Origin of the sequence: Rhizobium etli 8C-3 (assembly GCF_001908375.1) — a bacterium.
GTDB lineage: Bacteria > Pseudomonadota > Alphaproteobacteria > Rhizobiales > Rhizobiaceae > Rhizobium > Rhizobium etli_B.
This window is the reverse complement of record NZ_CP017243.1, coordinates 294,007-315,665: the sequence shown is the minus strand read 5'-3', so window position 1 is coordinate 315,665 and position 21,659 is coordinate 294,007. Positions and strand designations below refer to the sequence as shown.

At 56.9% G+C, this 21,659-nt stretch carries 19 protein-coding genes and 3 pseudogenes; 5 read left to right on the top strand and 17 right to left on the bottom strand.

What is annotated here, in order from left to right; translation table 11 throughout:
* Positions 1-4 precede the first annotated feature (4 nt).
* From nifA to AM571_RS36570, 12 genes are all read right to left on the bottom strand, one after another.
* Positions 5-1,693 (bottom strand): nif-specific transcriptional activator NifA, encoded by a 1,689-nt coding sequence (nifA, locus tag AM571_RS24045; RefSeq protein ID WP_018247198.1) that lies wholly within the window; start codon positions 1,691-1,693, stop codon positions 5-7.
* A gap of 220 nt (positions 1,694-1,913) precedes the next feature.
* The gene (locus AM571_RS24040; RefSeq protein ID WP_004678523.1) at positions 1,914-2,213 is read right to left on the bottom strand and encodes a ferredoxin family protein; all 300 of its coding nucleotides are present in this window, start codon (positions 2,211-2,213) and stop codon (positions 1,914-1,916) included.
* 12 nt (positions 2,214-2,225) lie between these two features.
* Entirely contained in the window at positions 2,226-3,533 is a 1,308-nt protein-coding gene (locus AM571_RS24035; protein ID WP_004678525.1) for an FAD-binding protein, read from the bottom strand.
* A 9-nt stretch (positions 3,534-3,542) separates the two neighbouring features.
* Positions 3,543-4,652 (bottom strand): electron transfer flavoprotein subunit alpha/FixB family protein, encoded by a 1,110-nt coding sequence (locus AM571_RS24030; protein WP_004678527.1) that lies wholly within the window; start codon positions 4,650-4,652, stop codon positions 3,543-3,545.
* A 15-nt stretch (positions 4,653-4,667) separates the two neighbouring features.
* Positions 4,668-5,516, bottom strand: coding sequence for an electron transfer flavoprotein subunit beta/FixA family protein (locus AM571_RS24025; RefSeq protein WP_004678528.1), 849 nt, complete (start codon positions 5,514-5,516; stop codon positions 4,668-4,670).
* A 176-nt stretch (positions 5,517-5,692) separates the two neighbouring features.
* The gene (nifW, locus tag AM571_RS24020) at positions 5,693-6,076 is read right to left on the bottom strand and encodes a nitrogenase stabilizing/protective protein NifW (RefSeq protein WP_004678534.1); all 384 of its coding nucleotides are present in this window, start codon (positions 6,074-6,076) and stop codon (positions 5,693-5,695) included.
* A gap of 339 nt (positions 6,077-6,415) precedes the next feature.
* Positions 6,416-7,612: a cysteine desulfurase NifS gene (gene nifS / locus AM571_RS24015; protein ID WP_004678544.1), complete on the bottom strand. Its 1,197-nt coding sequence runs from the start codon at positions 7,610-7,612 to the stop codon at positions 6,416-6,418.
* Between the two features lie 969 nt (positions 7,613-8,581).
* Entirely contained in the window at positions 8,582-8,899 is a 318-nt protein-coding gene (locus tag AM571_RS24005) for a HesB/IscA family protein (RefSeq protein ID WP_004678546.1), read from the bottom strand.
* 528 nt (positions 8,900-9,427) lie between these two features.
* Positions 9,428-10,879, bottom strand: a complete 1,452-nt coding sequence (gene rpoN, locus AM571_RS23995) for an RNA polymerase factor sigma-54 (protein WP_004678547.1) — start codon at positions 10,877-10,879, stop codon at positions 9,428-9,430.
* A 75-nt stretch (positions 10,880-10,954) separates the two neighbouring features.
* Positions 10,955-11,494 (bottom strand): peroxiredoxin, encoded by a 540-nt coding sequence (locus tag AM571_RS23990; protein WP_004678566.1) that lies wholly within the window; start codon positions 11,492-11,494, stop codon positions 10,955-10,957.
* Positions 11,495-12,356: 862 nt separating this feature from the next.
* A complete protein-coding gene (locus tag AM571_RS23985) occupies positions 12,357-13,073 on the bottom strand; it encodes a Crp/Fnr family transcriptional regulator (RefSeq protein WP_026188843.1) in 717 nt (238 codons plus the stop codon).
* 446 nt (positions 13,074-13,519) lie between these two features.
* Positions 13,520-13,843: a hypothetical protein gene (locus AM571_RS36570; RefSeq protein WP_132662505.1), complete on the bottom strand. Its 324-nt coding sequence runs from the start codon at positions 13,841-13,843 to the stop codon at positions 13,520-13,522.
* 306 nt (positions 13,844-14,149) lie between these two features.
* Between AM571_RS36570 and AM571_RS23980 the strand changes: the two genes are divergently transcribed.
* From AM571_RS23980 to AM571_RS23970, 3 genes are all read left to right on the top strand, one after another.
* Complete coding sequence (locus AM571_RS23980) at positions 14,150-15,328, top strand: cytochrome P450 (RefSeq protein WP_018247194.1); 1,179 nt, start codon at positions 14,150-14,152, stop codon at positions 15,326-15,328.
* Positions 15,329-15,348: 20 nt separating this feature from the next.
* Positions 15,349-15,603, top strand: coding sequence for a ferredoxin (locus AM571_RS23975; protein ID WP_004678571.1), 255 nt, complete (start codon positions 15,349-15,351; stop codon positions 15,601-15,603).
* 229 nt (positions 15,604-15,832) lie between these two features.
* A complete protein-coding gene (locus tag AM571_RS23970; protein WP_004678573.1) occupies positions 15,833-16,360 on the top strand; it encodes a nuclear transport factor 2 family protein in 528 nt (175 codons plus the stop codon).
* Positions 16,361-16,753: 393 nt separating this feature from the next.
* Here AM571_RS23970 and AM571_RS36565 read toward each other — a convergent pair whose 3' ends face one another.
* Positions 16,754-17,149 (bottom strand): hypothetical protein, encoded by a 396-nt coding sequence (locus AM571_RS36565; RefSeq protein ID WP_155774533.1) that lies wholly within the window; start codon positions 17,147-17,149, stop codon positions 16,754-16,756.
* On the opposite strand from AM571_RS36565, the gene AM571_RS38490 reads away from it, so the two are divergent.
* Positions 17,103-17,318 (top strand): hypothetical protein, encoded by a 216-nt coding sequence (locus tag AM571_RS38490; RefSeq protein ID WP_348646384.1) that lies wholly within the window; start codon positions 17,103-17,105, stop codon positions 17,316-17,318. The genes AM571_RS36565 and AM571_RS38490 overlap by 47 nt on opposite strands.
* 140 nt (positions 17,319-17,458) lie before the next feature.
* Here AM571_RS38490 and AM571_RS23960 read toward each other — a convergent pair.
* The 3 genes and pseudogenes from AM571_RS23960 to speD form a co-directional block, all read right to left on the bottom strand.
* Positions 17,459-17,746, bottom strand: a pseudogene (locus AM571_RS23960) (reverse transcriptase domain-containing protein); the annotation flags it as partial.
* A gap of 138 nt (positions 17,747-17,884) precedes the next feature.
* Positions 17,885-17,983 (bottom strand): annotated as a pseudogene (locus tag AM571_RS38485) (IS630 family transposase); the annotation flags it as partial.
* 173 nt (positions 17,984-18,156) lie between these two features.
* Positions 18,157-18,642, bottom strand: a complete 486-nt coding sequence (gene speD / locus AM571_RS23955; RefSeq protein WP_018247191.1) for an adenosylmethionine decarboxylase — start codon at positions 18,640-18,642, stop codon at positions 18,157-18,159.
* A 53-nt stretch (positions 18,643-18,695) separates the two neighbouring features.
* On the opposite strand from speD, the pseudogene AM571_RS23950 reads away from it, so the two are divergent.
* Positions 18,696-19,875 (top strand): annotated as a pseudogene (locus AM571_RS23950) (IS256 family transposase).
* A gap of 31 nt (positions 19,876-19,906) precedes the next feature.
* Here AM571_RS23950 and AM571_RS23945 read toward each other — a convergent pair.
* On the bottom strand, positions 19,907-21,241 hold the full coding sequence (locus AM571_RS23945) for a hypothetical protein (protein ID WP_225881315.1): 1,335 nt from the start codon (positions 21,239-21,241) through the stop codon (positions 19,907-19,909).
* Positions 21,242-21,659 lie beyond the last annotated feature (418 nt).

The following is a 21,659-nucleotide window of genomic DNA, read 5'->3' as shown; positions in this document are numbered from 1 at the left end:
GCGCTTAAAGCTTTTTCACCTCGATGCGATGCTGGCGTAGAGCATAGCCGACCTGACGAGGCGTAAGGCCGAGAATACGAGCCGCTTTGGCCTGAACCCACCCGGCCTTTTCCATCGCCTCGATCAACCGGTCCCGTTGCGTGAGGCGCGACTCCATTGCGGGACAACCGGAACCGTGCGGATCACAAGCCTTGACGGAAGATACCTCGTCCGACGCACCGATGCTCCCGCCCGAGCGCGGCGATGAAGTCGGCATCACATTGCTCCGGGCATGCCCATCGACGGTGATGCCGCCGGGCGACCCGTCGGTTTTCCAGAGGAGCGACGAAAGGCACTGGCTGTTCTTGCAGGCAAAATCAGACGAAACGATCGAGCTTGAACGCGCAAGGGTGGCAGTCCTTCGCACGCAGTTTTCGAGTTCCCGGACGTTACCTGGGAAATAGCATTGCGACATCACCTCGATCGCCGACGACGAAAACGTCAGCTCGCGTTGGTTCTCCTTGTTGAATCGGTCAAGAAGAGCGTTCGCAAGGCGTGGGATATCGCCGGGTCGCTCTCGAAGCGGCGGCAGGACAATTGGAACTACGCTGATGCGGTAATACAGGTCGGCCCTGAATTCGGCGTTTGCAACAGCCATCTCGAGGTTCTTATTCGTGGCGCATATGAGCCGGACGTCGACCGCAAGCGTCTTGGTTCCGCCCACCCTCTCCAGTTCGCCTTCCTGCAGGACGCGCAGCAGTTTGGCTTGAAAGGCGGGCGAAATCTCGCCAATCTCGTCAAGCAGAAGCGTTCCGCCATTTGCCAGTTCGAAGCGTCCGGCGCGCTGCGCGATGGCCCCGGTGAAAGCCCCTTTTTCATGCCCAAACAGCTCCGATTCCAGGACGCCTTCGGGCAGCGCGGCGCAGTTCAATTTGACGAACGGCTTGTTTTTACGAGGGGAAAGTTCATGGATCGCCTGTGCAAAAAATTCCTTGCCGGTGCCGCTTTCGCCCCGCAGAAGCACGGTGGAATTCGTCCTCGCCACCACCGAGACGGTTTCAACCACCTGCTGGAGAGCCGGGCTATCCCCGATAATCCCGTCGATTTTGACGGGTGGATGTCGGCCCGGCGCGCCCCTTTGCGCGATGATCGGCTTCTCCGATCTCTCCTGTTCGCCGATAGGTCGCCGACCCTCCAGGTTCAGGAAACGATGAAGCCTGATCGTCCGACTGACCAGATTGGCGACCATGGTCAGAAAGCGAACGTCCTCGTCGGCGGGGAAGGGGGCGGCGTCGTTCCTGACGCGATCGATCGATATTGTGCCAAGTATTTTATTATCGGCTTTTACCGGAACGCCAATAAAAGAAATTGGGACGGTGCCGCTGCTCCAAGGCGGTTGCGGCTCAGCCTGAAATAATTCGGACTTGCTGACATCCTTTACGATTAAGGGCATACCGGTCGTCGCGATATGGTCGATTACGGCCTTAGGTATAACGCCTCGAGCGGCTGATTGAGAGGATGGGGGGATGTCGCCAGTTGCGGCAATCTCGGGCTGACCTTCAGCGTCTAGAACAACGATTGCTCCGCATCGAATCTGCAGAAAGGAAGAGAGGACGTTCACGACGTTGGCAAGCGTAATCTCTAGCCGGGCGGGGGCAGTCAGTACCTTTGATATCTCGTAGATTCCGCTGCGCTGCGTGCCCGCTTGGCGCATAGGTCCAGCAGGTAGCGCAGATAGGGGTTCCGCTCCATCGACCGGTCGGGCGGGCATGTGGGTCATTATATGGCCTTGGGTTGTCTAACGTTTCTTATAACCCTTGCTTGCATGTATATATAGTAATTTCTAATGCCAATCTGCAACGCGCACCTCTGCAAGTTTCCGATGCGCCCGTCTGCAAACCCAAGTTAGTTCTGAATCGTGGAGTTGCAAACCCTTATCCGAACTTGAAGAGAACGCCGAAACCGCCTCTCGGATAGTTCCACTCGATATCTCCACTTGCCTCGCAGAGTACGCGGCACGTGCCGCACTCCATGCACCCATCGGCGATAACCTCCACTTGGCCCTGGTCATTCAATTCGTAGCACTTGGCCGGACAGACACTTGTGAGGGCATACAGATTTACGCTTGGCCAATCGTGTGGACGCACCCTAATATGCGGGCGTCCGGCATCGACCACGTATCGATTTTGGTAAAGCTTGTCCTCTACGCGTATGTTCGTCACTGCAACCGTCATCTCATCTCTCCTTTATCGCCACGCGCGCGCCAAGCGAACCGCGTCACCAAACAGCCCCCAGCGGGAGCGTGCCTTGATGAAGGTGCCCGTGGTCGCCCGTTCCTTGTCGATCTTCGGGGTGCCATCGACTCGCACAAAGTTCTGTGCGGCCTGCGACAGCAACCTTGGATAAGTCGTGAAGAAATTGCGGGAATTGGTGTGCAGCAGGGCAGGCATGTCCTTGTATTTCCGCAAGTCTTTGATAACGAACGACTTTTCAAGCATCGACTTGTAAAGGGAGAGGTTCTCCTTGACCATCGGCTTTTTGCGATTCTTGATCTGGACGATTGCTTCGCCGGCGATGCGCCCCGACGTCATGGCGAGGTTTGACCCCTCGCGGTGCACCGCATTATTAAGTTGTGCCGCGTCGCCGACGACGACCCAGCCGTCACCAAAAAGCTGCGGAATTGCCTTGTAACCACCTTCTGGAATGAGATGCGCCGCATATTCCTTGACTTCCGCTCCTGCGATCAGCGGCTTTACCGACGGATGGCTTTTGAATTTTTCGAGCAGATCATAAGGACTTTCCATTGTTGCCGCGAATTCGGAGACAAGGCAGCCAATGCCGATCGAGATCGATTCTTTGTTGGTGTAGAGGAAGGCAAGCCCGGCCATGTTGCGAGAGATCGTGCCAACTGCCTCGATGACGCAGCCTTCATTGGCCTTGAGGCCGAACCGCTGGTCAATTACCTCTTCGGCCAGGAAATGCATTTCCTTGACGGCGAGCGCGACAGTTTCCGGTTTTGGCGTGTCACGCAATCCAGCACGCGTGCCGAGCAGCCCATTGACGCCCTCTGCGAGAACGACCACGTCAGCAAGAATCACGTCGCCGGCGCGGTCGGTGCGAACGCCAATCACCTTGCCCTTTGGATCACGAACGAGTTCCGTCACGGTCGTCTCGCATAGAAGCGTCGCTCCGGCCTCGCGCACCTTGCGTGAAAACCATTTGTCGAATTGGGCGCGAATGACCGTGTAGCGATTGTGTCTCGACTCGTTGAAGTCGTCCGACCGGTATTGCATACCGATGTGGGACGAGTCGTCCATCATCCAGAAGCGCTGCTCGACTAAGTGCCGCTCCAGAGGCGCATCATCCCGGAAATCCGGCAGGATTTTCTCCAGCATGTCCGCGTACATGATGGCGCCCTGCACATTCTTGGAGCCCGGATACTCGCCACGCTCCAACTGCAGCACCTTCATGCCGCGGTTCGACATCGTGTAAGCAGCTGCGTTTCCGGCCATGCCGGCCCCGATAACTATGGCGTCGAAGTTTTCCTCAGTCATGGGGCGCCCTCAGTTTGCAAGCTTATCGCGACTGTGCGGCGACAGTCGATGGGTGAAGAGTTCCGTTAATGACGGCAGTAAACGGATCGCATCGGTGACGACGCCGAGGTGGGCGAAATCAAAAATCGGCGCGTTAGGATCGGTGTTAATGGCTAAAATAAGATCAGCTCCCTCGACGCCAACGCGATGCTGGATGGCGCCGGAAATGCCGGCTGCTATGTAAAGCTTCGGCCGGATAGTTTTGCCAGTTTGGCCGATCTGCCGATCAGCAGGCATCCAGCCCTTTTGGACGAGGGGGCGCGAACAGCCATAATCGGCCCCGATCGTCCGCGCGAGTTTCTTCATAAGCTTCACGTTCTCCACCGCGCCGAGACCGAGGCCTCCAGCAACCACGACGTCCGCATAGGCGAGATTCGCCGTCGCCGACTGGCCATCGGACAAGAAACCGAGGACCTTAGTGACGATCTCTTCCTCGATCATCGACACTTTGTGTTGAATGACGCGTCCGATCTTATTATTCCCGCGCGGAGGCATGGCCATGACCCTCGGCCGGACCGTTGCCATCTGCGGCCGGCAGTTGAGCGTGTAGATCGTGCAAAGCAAGGAGCCGCCGAAAGTCGGCCGGGTCGCCGCAAGCGAGCCGTCCGCATCCACATCAAGTTCGGTGCAATCCGCCGTGAGCCCTGTCAACAAGGTCGTCGCCACGGAACCGGCAAGGTCGCGCCCGAGCGTCGTTGCCCCTAAAAGAAGGATTTCCGGTTTGTAGTTAGTAACCAGATCCGTCAATGCTTTGGTGAAAGGCTCATTTCGGTAGTCGGCGAGCAGTGGGGCCTCGACGAGGTAGGCCAGGTCGGCGCCATAAGCAAAAGCCTCGGCGATGGCAAACCACGTGGCCTCTCCCGGTGGTCCGAGAACGACGCCGGCAAGCTGGACGCCCAGCTTGTCGGCGAGCTTGCGGCCTTCGCCGAGCAGCTCGAAGGAGACGGGATGCACCTGATCGCGCTCCAGCTCGATGAAGACCCAAACGTGCCGATGGTCCTTAAACTGATCGGGCAGCTCTTTCTTCATGGCGGCACGGCCAGCGGCTGGAGGAGGGCTCTCTCGATTCGTGCTCAACATCGTCGCTCCTTGCCTTCATTCGCCGTCAAAGGCGAGTTCGCTTTCGAGCGCCGGCTGGCGCAAAAAGATCCCAGCGATCAACTCCTCCGCGAGATCGCGCGGTGTTTTTTCCGCGGTGTCGATCTGCTCCGCCTTTTCCGCCCGCTCAGGAGGGGCAAAGACCCTCTTAACGACGGTTGGCGAGCCACGCAGGCCGCACTTGGTGAGGTCCTCTATGCCAGCGTCGGCCGCATTCCACTTCACGATCTGGCTGCGCGCGGCCCGTAGCGCGTCATCGAGCGAGCCGCGGCGGATTTCGTTTGTGCCTTCGAGCATTGTAATTAGGCAAGGGAGCTTGCTCATCAGCGTCTGCGTGCCCCCTTCCGAGCGGCGCTCCACCGTAATCTCGCGCCCATTGATGTCGACAGAGACGATTTTGGCAACGTAGGTGAGCTGCAGGAGGTCGAGGCGCTTGGCGATGCCAGGCCCAACCTGGGCGGTATCGCCGTCGATGGTCTGTTTGCCCGTAAAGACGATATCGGGCGTACCGAAGGCCTCTCCGATCTTCGCGATGGCTCGCGAAAGAGCAAACGAGGTCGCCAGAGTGTCGGAGCCGGCAAAATGACGGTCGGTCAAGAGTACGGCGCGGTCGGCGCCGTAGGTGAGCGCCTTGCGCAACGCGTCCTCTGCCATGGGCGGCCCCATGGTGAGCACGGTCACCTCGCCGCCATGGCGGTCGCGCAACTGGAGCGCCTCTTCAAGGGCGAACAGATCATAGGGGTTGATGATGGTTGGCACCCCCTGACGCATGATTGTGTTCGTCACCGGATGCACTCGTATTTGTGCGGAGTCCGGTACCTGTTTGATACAGATAACTATGTGCATGGCGGTTTCTTACTCCCTCCCTCTATGGGTGGCGGGCTTGTCAGTACACATGCTTGCGTGCATCATTCGTGCCAACCGTTTGGCGTTCTCTATCACATTGAAATGGCTTCGATTCCGACGTTGCTAGCATATGACTGAATTGTAAGCTTCCCGACATTGTCGTGTCGCAACCGTGCTCACTTCTTTTCGAACGGCTTCAGGAAAGAGTCTAACGGGACAACGGTGCGGCCGGGTGTGACAGGTCTGTTCGGATTGTGGTCCTTGAGCACCTTGAAGACCCGGTGCGAGAGCGGCGCGGAGGTCGCGAAATCACAGTAGGCCCTTTCCAGTATGGCACGGGCACGAGCAGCGATTACCCGGTCTGGGAGATGGGAGAAGTCCTCTGCCGCGAGGTATTGGCCCATACGCTTCATGATATGGAGTCGTGAGACATCGAGAACCTTCGGGTCATAGGGGACCCCTAGGGCTTCGAAGAACTCCTCCGCAGCCGAGAGAGATTTCAGCCGATTGAGGATGTCTTTGACATCGACGGGACTGCTGTCAGCGGAGCAACGGCACATAAGATTCCCCCTGGTCGTGAGCGGTGATCGCGAGATCGTTCTCCCGTAGCTTAAGCTGCAACGTACGGAATGCGTGGTTCGACGCGGCTAGGCGCAAGGCAGTCGCGTTGCAACTGGAGTCGGCATAGGCTGATGGTCGGATGCGATCCACCGATGGTGTCGAGAGATTGATTAAGATGATATGGCGCTGGGCCCCCTCCATGAACACGCATGGGCGGTGAACCGGCGATCTATGTGACTGAGAGCCCCGGCTTTTACCTGATCGTTCATACGATGCCGGTGCCGTCATGCAGGTCGTATCGGTGAAAAGGAATTGCCGTTTCATGAGCGTGCCTGCTCCTACTCCCCTGAACGAACCCGGCTGCTCGTGTCGGCCACGTGGCCGGAACGGGATTGGCTCCGGAGCCTTTCAACGATGCCCGGTAAAACTTCGAGCACCCGGTCGACATCCTCGTCACAGTTATCGCGCGAGAACGAGAAGCGGATTGTTCCGTGCGCCATAGCATGAGGGATATCCATTGCCCTCAAGACATGGCTCGGCTCCAGCGAACCGGAGGAGCAAGCAGAGCCGGAAGAGCAGGCGATGCCATAGCGGTTGAGAAGAAGGAGCATACTGTCTCCTTCGACACGTTGAAAGGCGATGTTCGCCGTGTTCGGCAACCTCTTAAGCCTATCGCCGGTTACGAAGGCGCCTGGAACACGCTGGACAATGCCGTTCTCCAATCGATCTCGGAGCGACTTTAATCGGGTGCTCTCGTCGTCTATTGATTTCAGGGCGAGTTCGGCAGCCTTGCCTAAACCGACAATCCCGGCCGTATTTTCTGTCCCTGCGCGTCGGTCGCGCTCCTGATGACCTCCCTTGATCAGTGAGGAGAAAGATAAGCCCCGCCTGAGATAGAGTGCACCAATGCCTTTTGGTCCATGGAATTTGTGTCCGGACAACGAAAGCATGTCGATTGCAGTAGGTTGGAGGTCCATTGGAACCTTGCCGACCGCCTGGACCGCGTCGGTGTGGAAAAGTGCACCGATTCTCTTGGCCATCTCGGCAAGCTTAGCGACCGGGAAAATGGTTCCCGTCTCGTTGTTCGCCCACATGATCGAAGCAATCGCTACACGATGAGTGAGGGCGGTCTCATAGGCGTCAAGATCGAGACGTCCATGTCGATCCACTGGGATCCTGTGTACCTTAATGCCGCGCGTCTTCTCCAGATGGCCGCAGAGTGTCAGCACCGCTGAATGCTCGACTGCGGAAGTCACGATCTCTGTGCGCTCAGGCATCACCTCCAGCGCCGAAAGGATCGCCGCATTGTCGCTTTCCGTCCCCCCCGAGGTGAACACGATCTCATGATCGAACTCGGCGCCGATCAGCGCTTGCAATTGCCGGCGCGCCTTCCTCACCGCCTCGCGGATAGAGGAGCCAAAAGCGTGCGTCGACGAAGGGTTTCCAAACTGATCCGCAAAGAACGGCAGCATGGCTTCAACCACTTCAGGATCGACTCTGGTCGTTGCATTATTGTCGAGATAGATCGCTCTCATGGGTGGATCTCGACTGAGGGGAAGCGGTGACAATGCTGCGGCGTCTTGCACATGCTGTTGTTTGCTAACCTCGGGCAAGCAGCGCGGGGTGGAGTCGTGCGATGGCGCGTCATGCGATCTTGTTGGCATCGATAACGTCGCATCGCCGCCATCAGTAGGAAGGGAAGAACGTTGTGCGCTCGCGCCTTTTCCAACGGTTGGATTCGCCGCGGCTGCTTAACTAGATGGGTCGCCAGCTTAGCTTGTCGCTGAGAACTGAACTGTTGCAGGCTGCGGCGATTTTTAGACCCTGTCCTACGCGATTGCCGGCTACAACATCGATTTCGACCCTGCCAATTTCTCCAGGCCTCAGATTTCTGTTGTGACGGTCTGATCGTCCTCCTCTGCCGGAGCGAGGCTTTCGACGACCAGTACTGTATAAACCGCTGACACGTCTTCGACGGCTTGAACGAGTGTCGTCCGTCTACTGCCAGATCTAGCGAAGTGAGCGACTTGGTCATGAAATCAAGCCTCTTGACACGCACGCGTCTTCGCTCACCTTTCCTCGGCGCGGAACTGCTTGCAGAGGGAGCGTCTCCTTTGGAATCCTGGCCCGGATGCCCGCCAAAAAATTTTGCTGCCTCAGGATAATCCGTTGATGAGCAGACCTTTTTCTCCGGCAGCAAACCGCTTAAAAAGCCTGCTGTCTCCTGACGGACGTTTTGAGGCGCTTCGGCGGGCTTTAGGGTTATGAGTTCGGCCAGCGCTGGCGAGAAGGCGGTCGCTGGGTTGGAACGCAAGGACGACGGCGTCACCAGAAACGCTCCCACCGTTGGATCGACTCCAATTATCAATTCAGGCCCTCTACCGTAGGAAACTGCCGCGGTCTCGCTGAGGGGATTTTCCTGCACGCCGTCGTTCTTCGGATTGAAAAAGGAAACCATGACCTTTTCGCAATAATTCCGCATGGCTCTCTCGCTTTCTCGGTGATCAGCCGAAGGATTTGCCGCAAGTGCAGTTCTGGTGCGCATTGGGATTGTCGAAGACAAAACCGGAGGTTTCTGGTCCCGTCACGAAGTCGATCGTCATGCCGTTGATGTGTGCTTGGGAGTCTGCGTCAACGAACACCTTGACCCCATTTGTTTCGATCACCGCGTCGCCCTCGCCCTGGACGCTTTCTAGCCCCACCAGGTATTTGTAGCCGGCGCATCCACCTGCCTCGACCGCGATGCGAAAGCCTTCCGCCTGCTCGGCTCGGGAAAGCGTTACGTTCATGATGGCGGCGGCATTCTCTGTGAGCTTGATCATGGGATGATTCCTTTTTGTTCGATGGCGCATTTTCGGATTACCGTGCATGCGTCGTGCCAAGCGGTAAGGAAGGCCAAGAGTTCGATCAGCCCGCGTGTTGTATTCCTGCGTCGTCGAACATCGGAGATCTCGAAAGCGCGCCAACTCCAGAACGTCTGCCCGCGTATCTCCGTCTATCATTTTCGGTTGAGGCTCTCGTTGCCGCCGCACCGAAATCCCAGCGGTTCGGCGAAAATGAATGGGAGGCGACAACTGCTTCTAGATTTGTCGCTTGCGCGACATAAAAATTCTGCACGAGTTTCGTGATTAACCGCTTAGCCCCTAAGCGCTTGGGCTATGGAACAGACATCTAATCTTTTCTGGAACGTCAGCTTAAGCGGCCGGAACAACTTTTGAAGCTCCCGTGACGAGGCTGCGGTCGCCAGCCCATATGAAGTCGATCCTCCATGGAGAGGACTAAGCACAATGTCACATGTGCCTCAGTTCCGCGGTTTTTGGGAAAAGGGCATCACCTACGGTACAAAGGACTTATCCCTCCGCGGCCGCCAGTACAAACCGTTTCTCCCGCCGGCGTTGCGCGGACGAGGGGATGTTCATCGCCTCGCGATATTTGGCGACTGTGCGGCGAGCAATGTCGACGCCTGTTTCCTTGAGCTTGGCAACGATGCCATCGTCGGACAGCACATCATGGAGCGTCTCTGCGGCAATAAGTGCCCTTATCTGATGGCGCACAGCTTCGGCCGAGTGCGCGTCACCGCCTTGTGAGGACGGGATCGCGACGGTGAAAAAATACTTGAGCTCGAACACGCCGCGGGGCGTGAGAATGTATTTGTTCGACGTTACCCGACTTACAGTGGACTCGTGCATGTCGATCGCGTCAGCGATGGTCTTAAGATTGAGAGGGCGAAGATGAGCAATGCCATCTTCCAAAAAGACATCCTGGTGGCGCACGATTTCGGTCGCCACCTTAAGGATCGTCGTGGCGCGCTGATCGAGACTCCGAACCAACCAGCTCGCGCTCTGGAAGCATTCGTTGAGGAATGACTGATCTTTCGAGCTTTGGGCGGTTAGGCGAGTAACTTGCGCAAAATAGGTTTGGTTGATCAGTACCTTGGGCAAAATCTCCCGATTAAGCTCGACGTGCCATCCGCCTCCCGGCGAGGGTAGGACGAAGACGTCGGGTATGATGGATTCCGACCTTGCGGACTGGAACTGGTTTCCAGGCTTTGGGTCAAGTGCACGAATTTCGTTCAACATATCGAGAAGGTCGTCTTCATCGACCCGGCAACGTCGCTTCAGTGCTCGAAAATCGCGTCGCGCAAGCAACTCGAGATTTGCGACCAGAGCTGCCATGGCCGGGTCGAACCGGTCTCGTTGGCGCAACTGAATCTCGAGGCATTCGCCCAGACTTCGCGCAAATATGCCCGGCGGGTCAAATAGCTGCAAAGCCTCAAGAACCCGCTTCACTCCAGCCTCAGGGCTATTTAGCCTCTCTGCTAGCTCCTGAAGGTTCACTTGCAGATACCCAGTGTCATCCAGATGGTCGGCAAGCGCGCCAGCAATCAGCCGCTCCTGGGGTGTGAAGGCAGTGAGGGCGATCTGATGGGCGACATGTTCGTGCAATGTCTCAGTTGAGGCGGCGAACTCATCCAGGGAAGGCCTTTCCCCCGGCGAAAGGTTGCCTGTGTCACGGATTGATTTCCAGGGACTAGACAGCTCAGGCATGTCCGTCCTGGCCGGTCCATCAACGTGGTCTTCGCGTGCGCTGATATTTGGATCATCCGCCGCAGTTGGCGATACGCCAGAAGCCCCGCCGTCATTCGACGCCAGGTCGAGAAATGGGTTCTTCTCGATTTCCTGTTCCACGAACTGATTCAGTTCGGTGTGCGCCAGCTGCAGCAAGCGAATAGACGCGATGAGCTGGGGCGTAATAACCAGCGATTGCTGCTGACGCTGATGAAGGCTTGTAAAGGACTTCATGGTTCGAGCAAAACTCCTATCATTCGGCGCAGGTGTGCACGACAAGTCGTAGCTGCTGGTCGTTGGCTTCAATGCTCATACGAAGGCTGGGGCCTTAAGGCATTTCAAAATGTTTTGCGGCGAAGAAACGCCATACGGATCGGTCGCGCAGTTGTCGCCAAAGCCTTCTTCCTCGAACCACCCCTCCACGACGCCATTATTGATCACGGCAGCGTAGCGCCAGGAGCGCAGACCGAAACCGAGATTGTCCTTGGCGACGAGCATACCCATTTTCCGAGTGAATTCTCCCGAACCGTCCGGGATAAGCTTGACATTTTTCAACCCCTGAGACTTGCCCCAAGCATTCATGACGAAGGCATCGTTGACGGAGAGACAGTAGATGTCGTCAATGCCATTCTTCTTAAACTCGACATAAAGACTTTCGAAATCAGGCAGTTGGAAGGTGGAGCAGATTGGCGTGAAGGCGCCCGGCAGCGAAAAAAGGATTACCCGCTTACCGCTGAAATAGTCGTCGGTCGTCTTGTCTTCCCAGCGGTAGGGGTTGGGACCGGATATAGACTCGTCGCGAACCCGCGTGCGAAAGGTGACAATAGGGACCTGCTTTTCCATGGTCATCAATGAAGCTCCTCTAGGAAAATTTATTTGCGGCCTCTCAGTCACGGCTAACACGAATCCGACCTCGGCCCACACGCCAGGGCAAGCAAGCGTCATGCCATTTGGCCTGAAGGAGATGGACTTGCGGTCAGCACAGGGCCTTCGTCGCCGCACTCGTGCGCTGCTCGTGCGGGCGAGCGAATTGTGAAGCCGTTGTGCCGCGCTGACGGCCGGGCGCTGTTTCGGCTACTTCCGACCGCATCTCGATCAAGGTTTCTCTGTCGCCTTTTAGAACCTTAGCATACTGCCCGCCAGTCCGGTCGCGGCGGGAAGGCGCGGGTCACGGGGCTTGAGGTTCTGCTCGTGCGTATGTCTACCCGCGCACGTTTTCTTGTTTGAAACTGCACAAGAAAGTTTGAGGTCCGACAAAAGGGGGCGCCAGGCTCGGACCGCGCATCGAAAAATGGTGAAACGCAAACGGCTCCGATAATTTCGTCACAGAAGACGACGATGGCGGATATCCGCAGGTTGGGGGCGTGAAGAGCTCGCAGCCGCCAATATCGATCGGCTGATGCCGACCGGCACCCGGGTCGCGCTATGTAGCCTTTGGCCTACGAGCATTTGTTGCTCGGCTGACGTCGCCGCGGAGCTGATATTTTGTTCCATTCACCACTCACCGCTCAGCTCGCTGGCGACGTGCTGGGCGCCCGGCGCCGATGGCGACGCCACCCACCTGCCCGGCGGCTATCCCGAGCTGCAAGCCGGCGGCTCCGGGACTAGAAGTTTTCTCGCCCGGAATGCTCGATGTGGTAGCGCCCGGCACGTCCGTCTGCATCCCGACAATGCCGCCTAGTTCTTTACGCTGGCGATACGCGGGTGGCAATTACCCGCTGATTTTCTTTGCGAGCGCATCCATGTCGGGCACGGTGATATGCCGGATGTTCTCGATGCGGATGACGCCCTCTTTGCGAAGCCGGGTCAACTGGCGGCTGACGGTTTCGATCGTCAGCCCGAGAAAGTCGGCAATCTCGGCACGCGATAGCGGCAGATCGAAGGCAGTGCTCGTCGCCGTCTCGGCGTGGGCGGCAATGAGGTGGAGCAGGCTTGCGACCTTCTCCTCGGCGGTCCGCCGGCCGAGCGTCAGCATCCATTCGCGCGCGGCATCCAGCTCGTTCAGCGCCTGAGCGTGCAGGCTACGCTGCAATTCCCTAGTCTCCAATATCATGCGTTCGAGCAAATTGCGGGGGAACACGCAGATCTCCGCATCGGTCGCGGCCTCGGCCGACAGCGTGCTTTCGCGCACGAAGGGGCGGCCGACGAAATCGGGGGCGAATTGCAGGCCAACGATCTGCTGGCGCCCGTCCGACATCACCTTGCAGAGCTTCACCACGCCGCGCGTGATGTTCGAATAGAAAGAGTTTTCCGATCCTTGTGCAATGATCTCGCAGCCTGCGTCGACCTTGCGGCGCAGCGAGTGGCGGCCAAGTTCGCTAAGCTGGCCAGCCGACAAGGCGCCGCAAACGACGCCGTGCCGCGCCTGGCAGGAACGGCAAGCGACGGAAGTGCTAATCACGAGAACCTCACCGCGTGCGACGTCCATGTCCTGATCCCTTCGAAAACCGCCTATGCCGGACATGCCCGAGACGACCACGCGGCCGTTGCGACTTCGGCTATCCCTATTTCTTCCAGCGCGTCTTTGATGGCTATCAATTTCATCAGGATTGCGATTTGATCCAGATCAAATCTCCGTACCCACGCTCTTGCCGTGCCAGGCAGGGCAGTTTTGTGGATTTGTTTCGGACGGCATTTTCGGCCCGCCGCTTGAGCGGGCTTTCTGCGGCCATCGCCTTCCGTCTCGGCGGACGGTAGGCCACCATATCCATTGCTGTCAGACAACACCCAATCGGCAGATTGCCGCCGACTCTTAGGGTGGTGTCGTCGGGCTGGTAGAACTGACATTCAGGACAAAGGAGTAGCACGCTTCGAGCTTTTCCCGGAATTCCGCCGCTAGCTCGATGCCACAATTCAAAGCTACCCACCCTCAAGCTATCCCACTGCATCGCAGTACATCAGGACATTCGTTGCTCGTCGCGCTGTCTCTGGCCCCCGGCTGTGGTGGCTGGGAAAAAGTCGCACCTGAATAGATGGCATCCGGCACCTGATGTCGGGTTTTGTTAGATGCGCGACACGGCCTTGATCAGCCAATCTTTGTTCTGCCTTGAGCCAAAGCGCTGAAAGGCAATTGAAAAATTTCTTTCCGGCCAAATCAATCAAATTGGCATGAACTTTGAAGTTCTTCTTGCGGGGCGGCAAGGACTGTCGGCCGGTTTCTTTGGTGACCGCCATGGAGCGGAGGAAATCAAAATGCATCTGTGCTCAGAACGCATTTACCGGAAGAGAGGTACCCGTGAAAATCCGATGTCGACCGGAAGGGCGGGCGAGGCATCCAAGAAATTTCGACTTCGGCCAACAAAGCAGCGTGGATTTCGAGCCGCACGGCGATCTGATCGCTGCATCGCATGTCATTGGCGCCTCGCGCTGCTGAGATTGGAAATCTGGCGCTCAACGATTTTGCTCGCTCCCTCTCCGAGGAGAATTCGTTCTCGGCGAAGGGGCTTTGATGACAGGAGAAAAGCAGTGGCTACCATTAGGGTTCCAGAACATGTCCCTCCCGAAATGGTGAAGGACTTCAGCCTGTTCACGTCGCCCGGCATGGAGCGCATGCCAAATGGGGATCCGCACGCAGCTGTCGCTTGCCTCCATAATGGACCGAGAATCTTTTATTCTCCCTGCAATACGCGCGATGGCCGAGGTACCTGGGTCATCGTTCGCGCTCAGGACCAACGCAAATTGCTGCAGGACACCGGAACCTTTTCCAGCCATCGGAGCCTTTTCGCCTCGGCGCTTGGCGAAAACTGGCCGCTGATCCCGCTTGAACTCGACCCCCCGGCTCACAGCGTGTTTCGCTCACTTCTCAATCCGCTGCTTTCGCCCAGGCGGATAATGGAGCTTGAACCGGCGGTCCGTGATCGGGCGATTGCGTTGATTTCCAAGATTTCCGCGTCGAGCACAAGCTGCGACATCTTGACGGACTTCGCCTTTCCTTTTGCGGTTAGTATCTTCCTCCGTTTGCTCGGCTTATCCGATGAGCGCCTCAATACATTCGTGGGCTGGGGGAAGGACCTGCTCCACGGCGACGGCATCAGACGAACCGCAGCCGCCCGAACAATTTTGGCGTTCATCGATGAACTTGCAGCGATGCGCCGCAAAGAACCGGCCGACGATTTCATGACCTTCGTCGTGCAGGCAAAGGTCGACGGCCGCCTGTTGAGAGACCAGGAAATCCATGGAATAGGCGTGCTTCTATTCGTCGCGGGACTGGACACCGTGGCAACGGCGATCGGCTTTGACCTGGCCTATCTCGCGCGCAATCCGACAGAACAGGAATTGCTGCGGAGCAAACCGGATCGAATTGTGCTCGCAGCCGAAGAACTGCTTCGCGCCTATTCGACCGTGCAGATGATCCGTGTGGCGACGAAAGATATCAATTTCGAAGGCGCGCCGATCCGTAAGGGGGACTACATTTCCTGCGCCACGATGATTGCCAATCGTGATCCGGTGGAATTCGAAAATCCGAACACGATCGATTTGGCACGAGAAGACAATCGCCACACCGCTTTTGCGTACGGTCCCCATCGCTGTCTTGGATCACACCTTGCCCGGCGAGAGATCGTCATCGGCCTGGAGGAGTGGCTGTCGCGCATCCCTGACTTCCGTATCAAGGATGGTACGGCGCCCATCACCTATGGGGGCCACGTGTTTGGAATAGAGAATCTGATCCTGGACTGGTCCTGATAATTGAGAGGAGGAAAGACATGGAGTACCGTATGCGCGTCATAGTGCACACTTCCAAATGCCAAGGTCATGCAAGATGCTGGGCCCAAGCGCCCGAAATATTCAATCTTGACGACGAGGGATACATACTGCCCGGTGCAATCGATGTCGAGGAGAGGGACGAACTGTTCGCGTCGCGAGGCGCTCGATCCTGCCCTGAACGTGCGCTGGAGATAGATTGCGTTTCGGATGCGTTGCTCGATCGCCTTTTGTTCAACCAACATTGTGGGGGTTGAAACGCAACGCAACTGGTGCATGACGGCGCCGTCGCTGTCCAAACACCTTACCCGCAGCTCTCCCATTGATGTCTACTTCTAAGGGCAGTTGTTTACATGCATGCCTAAGCAGAGGGAGGGTTTTTCCTTACGTCAGCCGAGCAGTTGAAAGCTGGCTGCGTCACTGGATGGGTAAGCGCCCCAATATCAGATGTGCGACAAGCGATGAAACACAAAAAAAATTACCGAATTGCTCGACCGCGAGGCGCTCCGCGACTGCCTCTATCGGTATTGCCGCGGGATAGACCGCGCCGATGAAAGGGCGCTGCGCAGTTCCTACTGGCCCGATGCACGTGACAATCACGGGACCTATTCCGGTTCGGCCGAGGGCTTCATCGAGTTCGCCCTTGGTGTCTTCAAGACGGGACCGCGCAACATCCATCAAATCACGAACATTCTGATTGAGTTCAGCAGCCCGGAAAAAGCCGCCGTCGAAAGTTACTTCGCCGCACTGCAACGCGCACCGAACAAGGCCGGAACGCTAAGTCAGGCCCTGATCTGCGGCCGCTATTGCGATCTGTTCCTGAAAAAGGGAGGGGATTGGAGAATTGCCGAACGGACGGTGGTCTATGATCTAGTCGAGGAGCAGATCTTGGCCGCGGCATCCGAGACTGAGCAGTTCGGCCACCGGCAGCCGATCGGAGCATCATGTCCCGATGACCCCGTCTACGCATTTAGGAAGACTGCATTCCTTCAAGAGGGTGAAAGTGAGACTTGATCGATCAGGATTCAGCCTCGAGATCGTCAACGTTGGTCAGGGAACTTTTACGTGCGCATGCCGATGGTTTCGGAACTTGAACGCGCGGGCAAGATAGACCTCACCGCGGTGCGCAGCCGGGTGCCAATGGGTCGCGTGGCGCGTCCAGACAAAATTGCCCGAGCGGTGCGCTTTCTCGCCAGCGCGCAAGCGTCACCGGGTCTGTGGTGACCGTCGACGGTGGCTGGAGATCGTTTAGTAACCGGGGTAGGCGCACCCGCCATGCCCGGGACGCCACGAGCCGAACTCTTCCCTCCTGCCGAGCACTCCACTGCGCGCATTGCGCTTGTCATGGCGGGGCGGACTGCATAGGCGCTGCCGTTGTGCGCCGCTTTGCGGAACACGGCGACGCGCTTACCAGAACACTGCCGGAGCTGCTCGGAGTTTTCTCCCTCGTCTGCGGTTGATTGGCGCGCATGCGGCGCTGCCGATTTGTTGAAACGCGACGCGATATTGTTCGGGCGCTGTTGATGCAGTTGCATTTAGGCTCCGAGCAAATAGGAAAACTTTTCCTAGGCTCTTTTTGCAGCTGGCACGATTTTTGGATCTACCACATGCCGAGAGATTGGAGTTTTGTTTATCAGCAATGGGCGCCGAGTCGACCGTAATGGTGAAGTGGGGCTTCATACGACCGTATGGGCCTCCCGAAGCCGCCTTATACTTCTTGACAAGCTGGAAAATCGCCAGCGATGGGTTGGGCCAAATGAAAGGCTCGAATTGGAAGGAATCCCAGAAATCAAGAAAGATCATCCAATCTCCTCCGCCTTGGGTCGCCGGTTTGGTTTCGAAACTGGACGGCGAGCATACACTACCAAGGATACTGAGCGAGCTTAAATCAGAACGGTATGACGTCACCAAATGCGACGTTCACGATTTCGTCTCTGCCCTTGCTAGCTGTGGCCTCATTGAAGAGAGCTGAGCCACTTAAGTTGGAGACTGGGGTCAATCGGGCAATGGTTGCCCCATGTCCGGCCGCGGCGTTGGAACTGGCTAAAAGGGTTTCTCATCAAGGGCGATCACGCAACGAGCGTTCGACGACAAAATGGGGTTTCGATTAAAGAGATCATGCGGAAGATTGTCGAACAGCCCTTTGATGTCGAATTCCAGAACCCAATCGTACTTCCAGCACCGCTGACGCGTTACCCCAACGGCATCCAAAGCCGACTTCATCGGCCTGTAGCCATAGGAGTCTGGCAAGAAGAGCGGCTCTAAATCCGGCTCAATCATCTGCTTGACCACCATCTGAGCGATCCGATCACTGACCGTCGGCACACCCAAAACCCTTTCGCCTCCGGTCTTCTTTGGAATGGAGACGACGCGCACCGGCGGCGGAAAGTAAGCCCCAGCCACCACGGCTCTTTACCGCAGCAGCTCGGACTGGTTTGAGACCCGCTCCTGAAAGCCGATCCCGGAGGGCCATCCTCCATCATTCACGCAGCTTCACGTTACGGGGTTAGCTCATACTGAACTCCTTCCGTGCCTCTGCAGCACACTTTCGTCGATGAAGATCAGCTGTTCTGGATCGAGATTCAGTTGGCCGTCGAACCAGACACGCCGGCGCTTTAGGACATCCGGCTGGTTCCGCAAAGCCAATTTTTTCGCCGATACCAAGCTCGACGAATACCTCAAAGCCCTTTTCTGTGTAGTACGGCACTTCATTCGGCACGATCATAGTGCGGAATTCAGAAGGGTATTTTTCGCGCACGAAAACGATTTGTCTAGACATGTTCCGCCTCGATTTCGGAGAATACTTTCGGCTAAAGCGCTTCCACAATATTTGGATGCGTTATTCTTGTTCCAAGAAGACGCTTGTGCTCGCTAATATCGATCCGGGATGGACGAAATACGTCGCGCAACGCGGTGATACTCGCGTACGGGTCTAGCGAACCACAAAAAAATACGTCTATCGCGACCATGCGTTCTTCGTGCCAGGTATTTACGCAAATGTGCGATTCAGCGAGAATTGCGAAGCCCGTGACGCCCCCATCTTCGCTATATTTTCTATAACTCGATTCCAACATCGTTGCGCGGCAGTCATGAACGGCTTGCGCTACCGCCGCCTCAATCGCTTCAGCATTTCCCGTATTTTCTGCATCCCACATATCGATAAAGAGATGGGTTCCGGCGCATACTCGGTCTGAGCTAGGGTAATTTATTCCGCCTTTAGGCGCTCCGTTCAGCATATATATGCTCCGCTTCTTGATCGTGTCCAATGGAGTGGTGTAACTGGATTTCATAGCCATCGGTGATTTCCGGTAGGGTCGGGTTGCTTGAGCCAACCTGAGGGACACCACCGATGACCGACGACATGATGAACCTGCGCTCACTCGTTGAGAAGAGCGCCGATGCCGATTTGCTGCGCGAGATGATCGGCTTTACTGCCGAGAAGCTGATGGCGCTGGAGGTCGGCACGAAGACCGGCGCGGGCTATGGCGAGAAGAATGGCTTCCGACTGGCCCAGCGTAACGGCTATCGCGACCGGGATTGGGAGACACGGGCGGGCACCGTCGAGCTGCGCATTCCCAAGCTTCGCACAGGCAGCTATTTCCCGAGCTTTCTCGAACCACGCCGGATGGCCGAGAAGGCCCTGACTGCGGTCATCGAAGAAGCCTATATCCAAGGCGTTTCGACCCGATCCGTCGATGACCTCGTCAAGGCCATGGGCATGAGCGGCATCTCCAAAAGCCAGGTATCCCGGCTGTGCGAAGAAATCGATGAGAAGGTGAAGGTCTTCCTCGACAGGCCCATCGAAGGAGAATGGCCCTACCTGTGGATCGATGCGACCTCCCTCAAGGTTCGGCGCGGTGGTCGTATTGTCTCCGTCGCCGTAATCATCGCCGTCGGCGTCAACACCGACGGTCGACGCGAGGTGCTCGGCACGTCCGAGGCCGAGGCGACCTGGACGGAGTTTCTTCGAAAGCTGACCAGGCGGGGTCTGCGTGGCGTGAAGCTCGTTGTCTCCGATGCGCATGAGGGCATCAAGGCCGCAGTATCGAAGGTGCTCTCCGCCACCTGGCAGCGCTGCAGGGTCCACTTCATGCGCAATACCTTGGCCCATGCTGGAAAGAGCGGACGCCGAGTTTTCTCCGCCTTCATTGCCACGGCCTTCGCTCAGGACACGCCGGAGGCGGCAAGCACTCAGTGGCGCAACGTCGCCGACCAGATCAGGCCAAAGGTACCGAAGCTCGCCAGTCTTATGGACAGCGCCGAGCAAGACGTGCTCGCCTACATGTCCCAAGCAGCATTGGGCCAAACTTCACTCGACCAACCCGATTGAGCGATTGAACGGCGAGATCAAGCGGCGGACAGAGGTCGTCGGCATCTTCCCCAACGACGACGCCATCGTGCGCCTGGTCGGTGCGCTGCTGCTCGAACAGAACGATGAATGGGCCGTCCAGCGATCCCGCTACATGACACTTGAGACAATCGCCACAATGAGCGATGATCCCCTCATCAGCCTGCCAGCAGCAAGCTGACACTCATCCGGCTGGGATGAGCCGTGGTCGTCTAAGCTACACCACGTCCTGGGACATGATCCGCTTCTTGCTTTTGCATTGGGTGTGCAGGCGGCATAGCCATGATCTCCGTGGTGGCTTGGAGAATATCCTTTACGGAGGCTTCGTCTGGGCTTGTACCGCCGGCAATTGGATAGATCTCAGAGGACTCGCCAAAATTCCTTAACAACGACAGCATGGGACCGGGCGACACCGCCCAATCCAAATAGGTATATTCATTCCCCTGAACCGTGTTTCTCAAAGGGTGTTGGACGGCCCAGTTCATGCTGATTGTGATCAGAGAGCCCGTTTTCCGCCAGCTTTCTAAGGCCGAAAACAATTGCTGCCTTTCAGCAGCTCCCTCGCCCATGCCAAATAGGAGGGATACCCCAACCTTGATTCCGGCTTCGGACAAGATCTCAACTGCTTTGTCCCCGCGTTCCATCCACGAACCCTTCTTGGTGGCGATGTTCTTGTGAAGACCTCCAACAAGTTCTGGGCGCGGTGTCTCGACCCCGATGAAAAGATATTCCAGGCCCATGCGGCCTAGTCTTCGTGCAAGGGCTGGGTTATTGACAATTTGGTCAATGGTCGCTTGTCCGCCAAGCCGCACAGGATTTTCGAGTGGGTCGAATACCTTTTCAAACTGGGCTACGAGGGCCGAATTCCATCCAAGAAGAGTTGAGTCTTCAATGAACGCCGAGACAGGAAAGTTTTCGCCGTAATCTGCCTTGACTACGCGGCGGGCTGCTGCGAGTTGGCCGCATAACCGGTGGGGGCTTATCTTGAACTGTCGAGGAGGCCCGACAACGCTGATCCTCTCACTGCAGAAGATACAATCATAGATACAGCCACGCCCGATGTCGCTGAAGACGTGCGCGGTAGGCGCGCCACCAAACACGTCAAAGCTCGTTGTAATTCCGAACATTTCGGCTGGGGATGGCATCCCATTATAATCGAGCGGCATGCCCGAAGAGCACACAGTGTGGACCTGATCGTCCATGATTGTGCCGGCGATCCAGTGCCCCGGGGTGGTCGTCAGGTGGCCCAATGAGAATTTCGCCTGCCTTGGCGAAAAACCTCTTGCTTCCAAGGAAGCTACGACGCACCCAATTTCCGCGATAAAGTGTTCACCATCTCCGGAGAGCACGATGTCGAAACAGCTGGAAACTTTTCCGTCAGCAATTAGCCGCAGAGGGGACGCTAGATGATGTCTTACACGATTTTCGTCATCCCGATATATTGTTTCGGTGGCGTGGCGACCGCCAAGAACGATACAAACGTCATCGCCTAGAAACTCTCTGATGTATTTCGCTGTCTCAATCGCACCGCGGAAGCATATCGACATCGCTCCTATGAGAACTAAATTGGGCCGGACCCGGACTAATAGCGGCGTTAGCCTTCGCTGCACATCGTCCATGTCAGATAGCAGAAGCGTTGATTGTCGCCTGTCACTCCTGGTGCCGCGCCAATTGCTTTCGCCCCATGCACCTTCCGCCTTGGATGCCAGTGACGCAGCATATCTGCAGGCATTGTAGAGGCTTGCCGGATCGGCGCTTGATAATGCCATTTCGCCCGCCTCGCCGTGAGAAAACTGGGGAGCAGAACACGCGATTACACGTAAGCCCACGGGCTTCCTCCACTATCTGTAATATTTTTGAAATGATTCGGGCGGTTAAGCGATCTTTTCTCCGGTATTAGACTCGGTCGTATCCGATGGCATAAGTATTGATACAACAAATATGGCTAGTATAACCGCGAAGCAC